The organism is Flavobacterium psychrolimnae, assembly GCF_003312425.1.
GTDB classification, from domain to species: domain Bacteria; phylum Bacteroidota; class Bacteroidia; order Flavobacteriales; family Flavobacteriaceae; genus Flavobacterium; species Flavobacterium psychrolimnae.
On the sequence record NZ_QNUX01000009.1, the window covers coordinates 85657 to 99317 of the forward strand.

Sequence of the window (13661 nt, forward strand, 5' to 3'; positions counted from 1 at the left end):
GTTCAATATTTTATTTCAGAATTTGATACGCTATTAACGCCACAACATAAGCAAATCCAGACATGAAGATCAATTGTCCGGCTGGCCATTTCCAAGAATTGGTTTCTTTTTTAGTAACCGCAAGCGTACTGGCACATTGCATGGCGAAAGCATAAAACAACAGTAATGATATTCCAGAGGCAAAGTTGAAGATCTTTTCTCCAGTCACCGGATTGATTTCGGCAGCCATTTTATTTTTGATGGTAACTTCATTGTCGCTTCCGCCAACGCTGTAAATCGTAGCTAATGTTCCCACAAAAACTTCTCTGGCAGCAAAAGAACTGATAATGGCAATTCCTATTTTCCAGTCGTAACCTAACGGTGAAATAGCAGGTTCAATGGCTTTTCCCATAATTCCAATATAGGAGTTTTCTAGTTTTTGAGAAGCCACAGCATTTTCAAATTCAGCCTCCGGTAACGGATTATTTATAGTGTTTTCAGTGACAATTTTTTCGGCATTATTGAATTTTTCTCCTGGACCGTAAGAAGCTAGAAACCACAATACGATGGAAATAGCCAGAATGATTTTACCGGCTCCAAAAATAAAAGCCTTTGTTTTTTCGATTACATTGATTCCCACGTTCTTGAAAAGTGGTAATTTGTAATTTGGCATTTCGACTACAAAGTATGTTTTTCCTTTAATTTTCAGGATTTTATTCAAAATGTAAGCGGAGAAAATAGCCATTCCAAAACCCAAAAGGTACAACAACATCAAAGTCATTCCTTGCATGTTCAGAAATCCAAAAACACGATTGTCCGGAATTACCAATGCAATAATGATAGCGTAAACAGGTAATCTGGCGGAACAAGTTGTGAAAGGAGTTACCAGAATCGTAATTAATCTTTCTTTCCAGTTTTCGATATTTCGGGTTGCCATAATTGCCGGAATTGCACAAGCGGTACCAGAAATAAGTGGAACCACACTTTTGCCCGATAAACCAAACTTTCGCATGATTTTATCCATCAGGAAAACCACGCGGCTCATATAACCACTTTCTTCCAAAATGGAAATAAACATAAATAGAAAGGCAATTTGTGGTATAAATATTAAAATTCCTCCAATTCCCGGGATGATTCCCTGCGAAATTAAATTGGTTAAAACTCCGGCTGGCAATTCTTCGGCAGCAAGCGTGCTCAACGAAGCAAAAGAAGCATCGATGAAGTCCATTGGAATTTTAGACCATTCGAAAATAGATTGGAAAATAACGAACAAAATCAAAAAGAAAATGACATATCCCCAAACTTTATGCGTTAGCACGCGGTCGAGTTTGCTACGGTAATCTCTTGCAACTGAGGAGTCAATTTTTAAACCTACTTTCAGCACATCATTGATGAATTGATAACGTTTTATGGTTTCTTTTTGTTGCAGTCGTTTTAAATCAGAGTGCGATTTTGTGAACGAGCTTCGGACTTCATTTCGCTCTAAATTCAGGAAATTTACGTCTTGCGTAATCACCAACCACAATTTATAAAGCAATTGATTTGGGAATGCTTTGCGCAAACTATTGAAATAATCCCGATCAATTACAGAGGCATTCAGGCAAGGTTCGCTTGAAATAGTTCGGTAGCTCACAATCAAATTTTTCAACTCGTCAATTCCATATCCTTTTCTGGAACTGATTAATGCAATTTTAGTTTTTAAGTGCTCTTCAAGATACGGAATATCTAGCGTAATCCCTTTGAATTTCATTCTGTCAGCCATATTGATGACTAAAATGGTAGGGATTTCTAAATCTTTTATTTGGGTAAAAAGAAGTAAGTTTCGTTTTAAATTTTCTACATCGGTAACGACAAGCGCGACATCAGGATATAATTTATCGTTTTTGTTCAGTAATAATTCAATGACCACATTTTCATCAATGGAACTGGCGTTCAGGCTGTATGTTCCGGGTAAATCGAGAATATTTGCCTTGATATTATTGGGTAATTTGCAGAAACCTATCTTTTTTTCAACGGTAATTCCGGGATAATTCCCCACTTGTTGATTCAAACCCGTAAGCTGATTGAAAACAGAAGTTTTACCCACATTCGGATTCCCGATCAAAGCGACATTGATATTTTGTTTGCTTACCATAAGTTGGTTTTTATAATGTCAACCTCAATTTCTTTTGCAGTCTCCACCCGAATTGCTACGTGTGATCCATTAATATTCAAATACAGAGGATCTCCAAAAGGAGCAATTTGAAGTAATTCAACCATATTGCCGGGCAAGCAACCCATTTCCAATAATTTTAATGGAACGGTGTCGATGTCAAAGTCTTTTATAATGGCTTTTTCGCCTTTTTTGAGAGAATGTATCGTTGTTTGCAAACCTTATTTAGATTGAATTAAGATTGCAAAAATACACATTTTAATACAAACACAAATGATAAATATCACATTTATACTGTAATTAAAACAAATCGATACAACGGATAATGCAGCGGTTTTCTTTATATAAAGGGTATTCGTTTGGATACTTCTTATTCGTTACTCAAAAAAGTAATGTCTTCGATTAATCGTTTCATATCCTCTTTATTGGTCCCGTCATAAAACCCACGAACTCTTCTTTTGGTGTCGACCAAAACAAAATTTTCGGTGTGAACCATGTCGTAAAGTTCACTTGGTTTTCCAAGTTTCACAGCCAAATAGGATTTTCTGGCCATCGTATAAATTTCTTTTTTATCTCCGGTTACTAAGTTCCATTTGTTATCATCAACATGATGTTTTTTGGCGTAAGCCTTCAAAACTGGAACGCTGTCTGTTTCAGGGAAAACGGTGTGAGATAGCAGTTTTACCTTTGGATTATTAGCGAAAGCTTTTTGGATATCGGATAAGTTGGTGGTCATTTTTGGACAAATGGAACCGCAAGTTGTAAAGAAGAAATCAGCAACATATATTTTGCCTTCGTAATCTTTTTGAGTGATGGTTTTTCCGTTTTGGTTGATGAATGAAAAATCAGCAATAGTGTGGTATTTGCTTTTGTACTGAACGGTGCTATCCACTAATTCCGGATTTACATCTGCTGGATTAAAAATGGGGAGTGTTTTTTTTGGCTTTAAAGCCGAATAAAATAAGGTTAAAATGATTGCCGAAAGAACAATGAAAACCCCAAAAAAGAGACGGTATTTTTTAAAAAACTCTGACATAGTGCTATTTTGATGCAAAAATACGAAAACGGGATTTGTTTTTAATTCAAATTAACACAATCTTATTTTAAGCAGATTCCTTCCAAATAAAGCACATAAAATTATTTTTTTCTGATTAAACCTTTTAGAAATTTTGAAGTCAAATAAAGATGTTTTTGTAAATAATTGATTTTAACTAAAAATCAAATAATTTATTAATAGCTTTGTTAACCTAACTAAAAACTAAAAAAAATGAAGAAAAACAGCAATAAGCAACTGCTTTTTGTGATTCCCGCAATTATGGGCTTTGCGGTGAGTCAAGCGCAAACCGCTCCTGCAGCTAAGGAACCGGGAATCAATGTGAATTACATGGATAAAAACGTGAAACCAAGTAATGATTTCTTTCGCTACGTGAATGGAACTTGGTTGGACAACACGGAGATTCCAGGTGACAGAACCCGTTGGGGTAGTTTTGACGAATTGCGTCAACGAACTGACGCGGATGCTTTGGCAATTTTAAAAGAAGCCACGACAAATCCGATCTATAAATCAAATACGGATCAAGGAAAAGCAATTAATCTATACAAATCTATTTTAGACACTGTAGGAAGAAATAAGTTAGGAATAGCGCCTTTGAAACCGTACTTGAAAAAAATTGATGCGGTTAAAAATGCTAAAGATTTAGAGGCTTTATTGATTGAAATGGAACCTATCGGTGGCATCGGATTTATGGGCGCCGGTGTAGGAACTGATGCAAAAAACAGCAGTAGAAATGTGATTAATTTAGGTCCTGGTGGCGTAGGTTTGCCAGACAGAGATTATTATGTTTCTGAAGATGCCGATTCTAAAGAGAAACGTGCGAAATATGTTTTACACGTTGCCAAAATGTTGCAGTACTTGGGTGATAAGCCTGCTGTTGCAAAAGCCAATGCTGATAAAATCCTGGCTCTTGAAATTGCCATGTCTAAACCAAGATTAGACAGAGTAGAGCGCAGAGACCGCCGTAAGTCTTACAACCCAATGACGTTGACTGAATTGAGTAAATTGACTCCATCAATCAACTGGAATAATTATTTCACAAAAATTGGATTGACAAAAGTGGATACCGTAATCGTATCACAACCTAAATACATGACCGCTTTAGAAACTATTTTCAAAGAAAATAAAGTGGAAGACTGGAAAGCATACATGCGTTGGAGTTTGTTGAACAGAGCGTCAAGCCAATTGTCTACTGAAATTGAAAATGCAAACTTTGAGTTTTACGGAAAAACGTTAACGGGTGCTGTAAGCCAAAGACCACGTGATGAAAGAGCACTTCAAACGATAAACGGTGCTGTTGGTGAAGCTTTAGGAAAATTATATGTTGAGAAAAAATTTCCGGCTGAAGCCAAAGTAAAAGCAGAGAAAATGATTAAAAACATCTTCTTAGCTTTCGAAAACAGAATCAATAATTTATCTTGGATGTCTGCAGAAACAAAAGTAAGCGCGCTTGCTAAATTGCATAAATCAAGAATAAAAATTGGATATCCTGACAAATGGAAAGACTATTCAGCCTTGACGATTAAAAGTCCAGAAGAAGGTGGAACCTATTTTGAAAACTCAAAAAACATGGCAAAATGGCGTTTTGAAGAAAACTTAGCCGAGTTGAACAAGCCTGTTGATAAAGAAAGATGGGGAATGTCACCACAAACTGTAAATGCCTATTACAATCCATCAAACAATGAAATTGTATTCCCGGCAGCGATTTTACAACCGCCTTTTTATAATTATCAAGCGGATGAAGCCGTAAATTATGGTGGAATCGGTGGGGTTATCGGACATGAAATTTCACATGGTTTTGATGATTCAGGTTCCCGTTACAATGCTGATGGAAACTTAGTTGACTGGTGGACGGCTGAAGATTTGAAACAATTCTCTGCTTTGACAGGAGCTCTTGCGGCTCAATACAGCGCTTTGGAACCAATTCCAGGAACTTTCGTAGATGGTAAATTTACTCTAGGAGAGAACATTGGAGATTTAGGTGGAGTAAATGCTGCTTATGATGGTTTACAATTGTATTTGAAAGAAAATGGAAATCCAGGATTAATCGACGGATATACTCCAGAACAACGTTTCTTTATTTCTTGGTCAACGATCTGGCGTTCAAAAATGCGTGATGAAGCGTTGAAAAACCAAGTGAAAACAGATCCGCATTCTCCAGGAATGTATCGTGCTTATGTTCCTTTGCAAAATATAGATACGTTTTATAAAGCGTTCGATATCAAAGCAACTGACGGAATGTATATTGCACCTGAAAAGCGTGTAAGAATCTGGTAAGAATACATAAAATCATAAAAAAAGTCCCATTTGAATCTTTCAGATGGGACTTTTTGATTTATTACGAATTTATTTTCCGGCCTTTCCTCAACGAATAATTCACCAGATACAATCCAAACAATGTAACGCTTCCGCCTATGGCTATTGCGGTGTTAAGTGTTTCGCCAAAGATAAAAGCACCCAGAAGCACAGCAATAATGGGATTAATATAGGAATAAACACTGCTAATTTCAGCAGGAAGATTTTGAAGTGCATAGATAAAGGCAATGAAAGTAAGGATGGAACCAAAAACAACTAAATAACCAATAGACCACCACGAAATCGCAGGGATTTCACTTAAACTTACAGATATTCCAGTTGCGCCGGTATAGGCAAAAACTAAAATACTCGACAAGAACATTTGTATTCCTAAGCTAAAATAAGGATTAAAAGTTGCTGCTTTTTTCTTCGTGTATAACGTTCCAAAAGCCCATGTCAATGTAGAAACTACGGAAATAATTATTCCGAATCTGAAATTTGGAATCAAAAAATCACTCAAATGGTCGTAAAAAATAACGCAAACGCCACTAAAACTGATAATCAAACCCATAACTGATAATCTGGACAATCGTTCGCCTCTAAAAAAAGTAATAATCACAATCCATAAAGGGACGCAAGCGCCAATTATTGCTCCTAAACCACTGCTAATATACTTTACTCCCCAAGTGCTTAATCCGTTGCTTAAAACAAAATTAAGAATACTTAAAATGATAATTGTTTTCCATTGTTTTCCCTTTGGCCAAGGCGCTTTTTTATACAAAAAATAGGAAATATAAAGAAATCCTCCCAGAAATTGCCTGATAGCGACAAGTTGCAAGGCTGGCATGTGTTTTACGCCTTCTTTTGAAGCAATCCAAGTGGTTCCCCAAAAAAAACTGACCCAGCACAATGCCAAAATAGGTAATCCAATGGCGCTAACTTTCGACGAAACAGCATTCTTAATTTTAGTTCTCACGTTACAAATTTGGTTTCGTAAAAGTATACTTTAAAACGTTTTCAATACGAGCGCTCAAAATTATTTTTCCACCAGAATTTTGTTCAGAATTAAACTTTGGTAAAGCTAAATTCAAATCCATAGCCTTTTGAGTATAGTAAATTTCTCGCCAAGGATGAGATGGAGCCACCGCATTGAAGGTTTCATTCCAAGAATCCGTTTCAATAATTTTTAGAATTATTCCAATACAATCGTCCTGATGAATTAAGTTAACGGGCGCATCAGGATTGTCCAAATTCTCACGACCAGCCAAGAATTTTATTGGATGACGGTCTTCGCCAATTAAGCCGCCAAAACGTAAAATCGTTGTTTTGAAATTTATATTGCTTTGTAAAAGCTGTTCTGTTTCCAGTAGTTGTTTCCCGCTTTCCGTATCTGGTTTTGGAATAGTTTCTTCATTGATAAAAGCTTCATCATCATTATAAACTGATGTTGAACTGATGAAAAGCACGTTTTCTACAGAAGATTGTTCTATAAACGGAATTATATTTCTAATCTTGGATACAAAATTTTCTGTGCCTGAACCGCGAAGTTTCGGCGGAACATCGATAATCAGAATTTTAGAATTTTCCAGAAATTTAGTTAAGTTTCCAGAGATTTTATTTTCTGAAAGCGCAATTAATAACGGGATAATTCCTGCATATTTCAAGACTTCTAATTTTTCTGCAGATGTCGTCGAGCCATTTACTAAATAATCGTTTTTCAATAAGGCTTTCGCCAAAGGCAAACCCAACCAACCACAACCTAGAATACTAATCTGTGTCATTTTTTTTAAAATTAATTGACTTTCAAACTTTCTTTCACAACAGTCAAACTATCATTTATTACAGGATTAGTAAGACTACCCAAAGCATTCCGAACAACCGGACTCGCTTTTATTTTTTGTCTAATGACCACTGCATCATTCAAAACAAAAGGCGTTGGCATCATCCAGTTTTCTCTTTTTGTGATTTTAAATAATGGGTTTGACAACAAATCAAATGAACTTTCTAACAGTTCCATATCTAAAACTGTTGAAACATTCATGCTGAACTGCATTTCTAAAGGTGCATTTCCTACCACATAATAGCTCAATATCTTTTTGCCTTTTCGCTGATAAAGTGAATTTTTTTGGCCTAATGTTGTCACGCCATTAGCTTTGAAATTGTGAAGAGCCATTTTTTCATTGGCAAAAATATCATAACGATTAACATTTCGATTTGGGGAAATTTTTATTTTCAAATACCGTTGATTGCCTACGATTCGGTCTTCCAGAAATTCAATACTTGGTTTCTGAAGGTCTTTTTTAGGCGCATTTGCCGCATATGTAAAACCAGAATTGTATTTGCTGAACAAAGGAATTTCGTTCAAATTGGTTGCGTTTTTCGGGTTTTCACCCAAATAGCCTTTGGTCCAGGAATCAAGATTGGTGTCGTACGTTGCCCAACTTGCTTGGTCCGTATCGGCATTATAGATATACAATAAACTGTTTGATTTTGCTTTGCCAGTTTCGTAACCGGATTCAGAGTGTGCTTTCGCAAAAAAGCCGATGGAAAGCAAAAGAAGGATTATGGACCAGATTCCCTTTTTGGCGAAAGCCCCAAAAACCGGCAATAATAGGCCAAAAGTCAGTACCGTAAGGATAGCACTTCCAAACAGTACTTTCAGTCCCAAACCTATTGGGAACATTTGGATAAAAGGCGCTATGATCATCAAAGCGGGAATGCTTAATAGGAGATTTAATGTTTTGTTCGATTTTTGAGTCACGATAAAAAGCCCAAAAATTAATAGCCCAAAGTACACCGGAATAATTAAAAATCCTGCTCCTGGTAAAACAAAAGCAAGAATACCGTTGATGATAATCCATAAAAATAATGGCGCTGCATAATGATTGATAGTTACTTTTCGCTCAGATAATAAATGATAAAAAACCATACTTATCGCTAAGGATAATAACACAAAAGCGGCAATATAAGCATGTCCGTTATAGGTAAATCCGTTGAGTAAATCATTGTATTGCGGATAGGCCATTAACAAGCCTTTCCACCCGAAAAAAGTGATTAATCCAGATGTAAATAAAGAACCCAATAGTGGTATAAATCCTTTACCGATTTCCCTAAACGACAAAATTCGTTTGGCTTTTCCTAAAAACAACAGAAAAATAAATAGCGCCAATGCGAGTATTACCATGGGCAAAACCCAACTGAAAGGATAACTTATAAAGGTGTAAGGAATGGTAAAATAGACGTAATCTTCGCTGGCTTTTGTTGTGTTTAAATCTGTGTTTGAGAAATAATTCAATAGCGGCATCAAATAAGAACCTTGATGTGCTAATGTGTTTTTGTTCAAATGATTGATGTCATCTTGGGCGGTATGATAGTTAAAATGGTCATCTATAAAAGCAAAATTATAACCTTGAATGTTGCCTTGTTCCCTGAAAACGGTCAAATCAGTGTCGTTGGGTAACATTTTATAGATGCTGTACATTAAGGAATTAGACACCGGAAAAGTCGCTTTTGCGGAAGCAAACTCTTTTACTAATCCCGCATTTCCTTTGTTGGTTTCCATCAGCATATAGCTTGGACCGGATGAGCCGCGTGCTTCAAAATTTAAAACTAAGCCGACTTCTTTAGCCCATTGATGTTGGGTTACAAAAAGTGCAGCGCCATTCAGTCCTAATTCCTCAGCATCTGAAAACAGAATAATTATATCGTTTTTATGCGGCGTTTTATTGTATAAAAAAGCACGAACACTTTCCAGGATTGTCGCTACACCAGAACCCGCATCGCTGGCACCAGGAGAGTAGGAGTGAGGTGCGCTGTCATAATGGGAAAGCAATAACAATGCTTTGGAACTATTGGAACCTTTGATTCGGGCTAAAATATTTTTGGACTGAACCAGATTTCCCCAATCGCTAAGCGTATATCCTTCCTGAATTGAAGTCTCAAGTCCTAACTTAGTCAGCTCTTTTACGAGATAATTTGCGACTACTTCATGATTTGCAGAACCTACAAAATGTGGTTGTTTTGAAATGGCTTCTACTTGATTTAAGGCTCTTTTTGTTGAAAATTCAGGAAGTGAACCTTCATCGTCAGAAGTCCATTGTGGCATCATCGTAATGTAAATTAACCCTAGAATTAATAGGATGAATAAGCCGGCAAAAATTGAAAAATAGTCTTTTTTCATGGTGATTAGGTAGATTTGGGGATTTACGGTATTAAATGTCTTTTTTGACCAACATATAAAAATCATTTTCTAAAACCATGTATCCTTGGTCGTACAAGAAATAGTAGGTATTTCCTGTTTTGGTCTGGAGTATATTGGTAAAAAATTCAAAATCAAAACCTTTACTTAACAATTTTGCCCGTGTGGCTTTTGATTTCCCGTCGGTGTTTAGCTCAGATAGAATGCGGTAATTTTTGCGCAACTTGTTGTTGATGTTGCGCATAAAATTAGTACTGTCTTTGTTTATTTTATTGTTGAAAGCGTTACGACAACCGTCGCTGCAAAACTTTTTGTCTTCCCGGCCCACAATCTTTTCTCCACATTCTAAGCAGGTTTTGTTCATGGATTTATTTTTTTGATGTCGTATAAATCAGTTCTGCGGTCTTTCAGAATTCGAACACTTCCATGCTCGTGAAGTTCTTTCAATAAATCTAAATCTACATCGACGATCAGTGTCATTTCCGTATTTGGAGTTGCTTCGGCTTTAATTCCGTTACTTGGAAAAGCAAAATCAGAAGGTGTAAACACAGCGGATTGCGCATATTGAATATCCATGTTGTTCACCTTAGGAAGATTACCAACACAACCTGCAATAGCTACGTAACATTCGTTTTCTATAGCTCTGGCTTGTGCGCAGTGTTTTACTCTGGTATACGCATTTTGAGTATCTGTCAAGAACGGAACAAATAAAATGTTCATTCCTTCATCTGCCAATAATCTGGAAAGCTCTGGAAATTCAACATCATAACAAATCATAATTCCAATTTTACCACAATCGGTGTCAAATGTTTTAATTTGTGAGCCACCTGTCATTCCCCAATGCTGTACTTCGTTTGGAGTAACATGGATTTTGGCATACATCTCAGAAGTTCCGTCTCTTTTGCAAAGAAAACCAACATTATATAATGTACCGTTTTCTAAGTACGGCATGCTTCCTGTGATGATATTGATATTGTAAGAAATAGCCAATTCCTGGAAACGTTTGCGAACAGGTTCTGCATGTTTTGCTAATTCCCTAATCGCATCGGCTTCTGACAAATGATTGTAATCCGCCATCAAAGGAGCGGTGAATAGTTCTGGAAACAGCGCAAAATCACTTCCATAACCAGAAACGACATCGACAAAAAATTCGCATTGTTCGAATAAAGCTTCCAGATTATTTAGTTGACGCATTTGCCATTGAACAAGTCCTAAGCGGATAACGCTTTTCTTGAGGTTTATTAATTTCGGGCTTTCGTCGTAATAAATATTGTTCCATTCCAGTAAAACTGCAAATTCTTTTGAATCGGTATCACCTTCCAAGTAGTTTTTCATCACTCGGATTACGTGAAAATCATTACTCAACTGGAATGAAAGTACGGAGTCGTGTAATTCTTTTCTCTTTACTTTCTCGATATAAATTTTTGGAGTAAGTGTTTCTGCATGCTGCCCATAGTTAGGAATTCTTCCAGCAAACACAATTGCTTTCAAATTCAATTGTTCACACAATTCTTTTCGGGCGTCATACAATCGTCTTCCAAGGCGTAATCCTCTATAATTTGGATGAATAAAAACATCTATTCCGTATAAAACATCTCCTTTTGGGTTGTGGGTAGAGAAGGTGTATTTTCCGGTTATGTCAGAGTAATTGTGGTTTTTGTCTACTAAACTTTCGTCAACAATTAGAGACAAAGCAGAGCCAACTACTTTTCCATCTACCAAAATTACCAATTGACCTTCTGGGAAAATAGATAATAATTTTTCGATATGATGTTCTCTCCAGTAGGAACCTACCATTTCCGGATACGATTCTACCATTGAGTTTTTTAGTTGTTTGTAATCTTCAAATTCAAGATTTCGTAATTCTACTTTGTTAATTTTGGCCTGCATAAAAATTTTATTTTTATCAAATATAGCGAATTTTTCCCATTTACAAACGTTTACAAATAGTTACAACCGAAAGTAAATAGTTAGTTACCGATTAGTTTTTGATTGTCATCGCATCTTTGCAGTGTTGATTTGAAATAACGATTCAACAAATAACTTATATACACTAACATTTAAATTTTACACGCCATGAGCACATTAAGAAACAAAGTACAGTTAATTGGACACGTTGGGAATGATCCGGAAATCAAATCATTTGACGGAGGAAAAAAGTTGGCCAATTTCACGCTAGCAACAAACGAGAGTTACAAAAACGACAAAGGAGAAAAAGTAGAAGAAACACAATGGCATAGATTAGTGGCTTGGGGAAAGACAGCTGAAATCATAGAGAAATATGTTACCAAAGGAAAGGAAGTAGCAATAGAAGGAAAACTGACACATAGAAGTTATGACGATAAAAACGGAGAAAAAAGGTATGTGACGGAAGTTGTGGTAAACGAAATAATGCTTTTAGGAAAATAATTATTCCGTTATACATTTAAAAAATAATGCCCTCAGCAATAGAGGGCATTTATATTTTAATCAAGATACCTTTTTCAATAAATCAAAAAGAGGACATCGTTTGCAACGTTTGTCTTCTCCTTTTTTAAATTTTTTACAGCATTTAGATTTACAGTTTTCTGCAATCTTAATGGTTTTAAGGATTTCTTTTTTATCCTTTTTCTTTTCCTTTTTTTTCTTTTCCAATTTTCTAAAGAATTAAAAACTAAGGCAAATGTATGTTATTTTTATCTGTTCTAAATAAATTTTAACATTTAAATAGCAGGTTTTACGAGTGCTACTTGTTGTAAATCACGGTCAAATAAATACAAACCACCTTTGTCATCACCAATCAAGTTGATTTTGTCTAAAATAGATTTTGCGGTTGCTTCTTCTTCAATTTGTTCGGCAACATACCATTGTAGAAAGTTGTGTGTGGCATAATCCTTTTCTGAAAAAGTAATGTGCACCAATTCATTTATTGAATCCGAAACAAAAATTTCATGTTTATAAAGTTCTTCAAACATTCCTTTGAAGGTTTCGTAAGTCGTTTTTGGCGCTTTCAAATCGGTGATTTTTGCATGACCGCCGCGTTCATTAACATATTTGATTAATTTGAGCATGTGCAAGCGCTCTTCATCAGATTGTGCAAACATGAATTGCGCAATTCCTTCGAGTCCGTTTATTTCAGCCCAACAAGCCATAGAAAGATAGGTTTGCGAAGATTCGGCCTCGATTCGAATTTGTTTATTTAATGCGGTTTCAATATTTTGTGATAACATAATAGTGAGTTTTAGTAAAGTTAAAAAAATATTTTATTGTTGATTCATCAATTCTTGGAAACAATCCACAAATTGTCCCAGATGAAAACCATCCATTAATCCGTGATGCACATGAACGGACATTGGCATGCTTCTTTTGCCATTGTCAGCAATTTTCATTTTTCCAAACGAAATCTTCGGACAGCTATCTGGAAAAGTATAACTTCTGGCATGCGATAATGAGGTGAAGTCGAGCCACGGAATCGCCGAAAAGTGAATTACATTGTCGTCGTTAAATTTTCGGGTAAAAAGTCCGCTTGTGGTTTGAATACGGTCAATTTCTGTCGCAGTGATTCCTTTGAAAACAGCAAAATCAGAGTCGTATTCAATTAAAGAAAAACCAAATGTACCATCTTTCCGGCCAATAGTTGCCGAGGCGTTTATCTGATCACAAATATATATTTGGTCATCAGAAATCCGATATCGAAACGGTTCAATCGTATTCACTGCTACTAATGTTTTATGTAAATAGTAACTGAAAAAAGAAGCTTTCAATGTTTTTGCATTAGCGTAAGCTTTGGTACAATCGATTTCGACAGTAGCACCAAAGAATGGTTCTTCAAATTGTCTGAAAAAATGGAAGTGTTCTTTTCTAGGCCAGTTTTCTATATCTAAAAGGGTTTTCAAAATGCGTAATTTTATTTGTTTTTCAAAAGTACTGCTAATCTTTTAAATCATAAATCCGTTTTTTGGAATTTTTATTTTAAAGAAATAAGAAGACTTTTTTCAAATGGA

Annotated in this window: 12 protein-coding genes; 2 read left to right on the forward strand and 10 right to left on the reverse strand. The window is 35.9% G+C overall.

The genetic code is table 11. The features are described 5' to 3' along the window. Window positions 1–10 precede the first annotated feature (10 nt). The 3 genes from feoB to DR980_RS10660 all read right to left on the reverse strand — a co-directional run bounded on the left by feoB (window position 11) and on the right by DR980_RS10660 (window position 3167). On the reverse strand, window positions 11–2113 hold the full coding sequence (gene feoB / locus DR980_RS10650; RefSeq protein ID WP_113635934.1) for a ferrous iron transport protein B: 2103 nt from the start codon (window positions 2111–2113) through the stop codon (window positions 11–13). Continuing rightward, window positions 2107–2349: a FeoA family protein gene (locus DR980_RS10655; protein WP_091172304.1), complete on the reverse strand. Its 243-nt coding sequence runs from the start codon at window positions 2347–2349 to the stop codon at window positions 2107–2109. Before DR980_RS10655 ends, feoB begins: the two co-directional genes overlap by 7 nt. Window positions 2350–2501: 152 nt before the next feature. Beyond that, entirely contained in the window at window positions 2502–3167 is a 666-nt protein-coding gene (locus DR980_RS10660) for an SCO family protein (protein WP_113635936.1), read from the reverse strand. Between the two features lie 231 nt (window positions 3168–3398). Here DR980_RS10660 and DR980_RS10665 point away from each other — a divergent pair, with 231 nt between their 5' ends. After that, window positions 3399–5462 (forward strand): M13 family metallopeptidase, encoded by a 2064-nt coding sequence (locus DR980_RS10665; protein WP_113635938.1) that lies wholly within the window; start codon window positions 3399–3401, stop codon window positions 5460–5462. Between the two features lie 61 nt (window positions 5463–5523). Here DR980_RS10665 and DR980_RS10670 read toward each other — a convergent pair whose 3' ends face one another. The 5 genes from DR980_RS10670 to DR980_RS10690 all read right to left on the reverse strand — a co-directional run bounded on the left by DR980_RS10670 (window position 5524) and on the right by DR980_RS10690 (window position 11568). Then, window positions 5524–6456 carry a DMT family transporter gene (locus tag DR980_RS10670; protein ID WP_113635940.1) on the reverse strand — a complete coding sequence of 311 codons (933 nt, stop codon included), beginning with the start codon at window positions 6454–6456 and terminating at the stop codon, window positions 5524–5526. Window position 6457: 1 nt separating this feature from the next. Further along, the gene (locus tag DR980_RS10675) at window positions 6458–7261 is read right to left on the reverse strand and encodes an SDR family oxidoreductase (RefSeq protein WP_113635942.1); all 804 of its coding nucleotides are present in this window, start codon (window positions 7259–7261) and stop codon (window positions 6458–6460) included. Between the two features lie 11 nt (window positions 7262–7272). Continuing rightward, window positions 7273–9588, reverse strand: coding sequence for a M28 family peptidase (locus tag DR980_RS10680; protein ID WP_113636073.1), 2316 nt, complete (start codon window positions 9586–9588; stop codon window positions 7273–7275). Window positions 9589–9691: 103 nt separating this feature from the next. Continuing rightward, window positions 9692–10042, reverse strand: coding sequence for a hypothetical protein (locus DR980_RS10685; RefSeq protein WP_113635944.1), 351 nt, complete (start codon window positions 10040–10042; stop codon window positions 9692–9694). Then, on the reverse strand, window positions 10039–11568 hold the full coding sequence (locus DR980_RS10690; RefSeq protein ID WP_113635946.1) for a bifunctional GNAT family N-acetyltransferase/carbon-nitrogen hydrolase family protein: 1530 nt from the start codon (window positions 11566–11568) through the stop codon (window positions 10039–10041). Before DR980_RS10690 ends, DR980_RS10685 begins: the two co-directional genes overlap by 4 nt. Window positions 11569–11754: 186 nt before the next feature. Between DR980_RS10690 and DR980_RS10695 the strand changes: the two genes are divergently transcribed. After that, window positions 11755–12087: a single-stranded DNA-binding protein gene (locus DR980_RS10695; RefSeq protein ID WP_113635948.1), complete on the forward strand. Its 333-nt coding sequence runs from the start codon at window positions 11755–11757 to the stop codon at window positions 12085–12087. Window positions 12088–12380: 293 nt separating this feature from the next. On the opposite strand, the gene DR980_RS10700 is transcribed toward DR980_RS10695, so the two are convergent. Together DR980_RS10700 and DR980_RS10705 are read right to left on the reverse strand one after the other, a co-directional pair. Next, complete coding sequence (locus DR980_RS10700) at window positions 12381–12887, reverse strand: ferritin (protein ID WP_113635950.1); 507 nt, start codon at window positions 12885–12887, stop codon at window positions 12381–12383. A 33-nt stretch (window positions 12888–12920) separates the two neighbouring features. Further along, window positions 12921–13553 (reverse strand): chloramphenicol acetyltransferase, encoded by a 633-nt coding sequence (locus DR980_RS10705; RefSeq protein WP_113635952.1) that lies wholly within the window; start codon window positions 13551–13553, stop codon window positions 12921–12923. Window positions 13554–13661 lie beyond the last annotated feature (108 nt).

Bases quoted from the DNA above. Each gene is read 5' to 3' on its own strand.
- DR980_RS10685 (WP_113635944.1), bottom strand. From the start codon at position 10,042: ATGAACAAAACCTGCTTAGAATGTGGAGAAAAGATTGTGGGCCGGGAA.
- DR980_RS10680 (WP_113636073.1), bottom strand. From the start codon at position 9,588: ATGATGCCACAATGGACTTCTGACGATGAAGGTTCACTTCCTGAATTT.
- DR980_RS10700 (WP_113635950.1), bottom strand. From the start codon at position 12,887: ATGTTATCACAAAATATTGAAACCGCATTAAATAAACAAATTCGAATC.
- DR980_RS10675 (WP_113635942.1), bottom strand. From the start codon at position 7,261: ATGACACAGATTAGTATTCTAGGTTGTGGTTGGTTGGGTTTGCCTTTG.
- DR980_RS10690 (WP_113635946.1), bottom strand. From the start codon at position 11,568: ATGCAGGCCAAAATTAACAAAGTAGAATTACGAAATCTTGAATTTGAA.
- DR980_RS10695 (WP_113635948.1), top strand. From the start codon at position 11,755: ATGAGCACATTAAGAAACAAAGTACAGTTAATTGGACACGTTGGGAAT.
- DR980_RS10665 (WP_113635938.1), top strand. From the start codon at position 3,399: ATGAAGAAAAACAGCAATAAGCAACTGCTTTTTGTGATTCCCGCAATT.
- feoB (WP_113635934.1), bottom strand. From the start codon at position 2,113: ATGGTAAGCAAACAAAATATCAATGTCGCTTTGATCGGGAATCCGAAT.
- DR980_RS10660 (WP_113635936.1), bottom strand. From the start codon at position 3,167: ATGTCAGAGTTTTTTAAAAAATACCGTCTCTTTTTTGGGGTTTTCATT.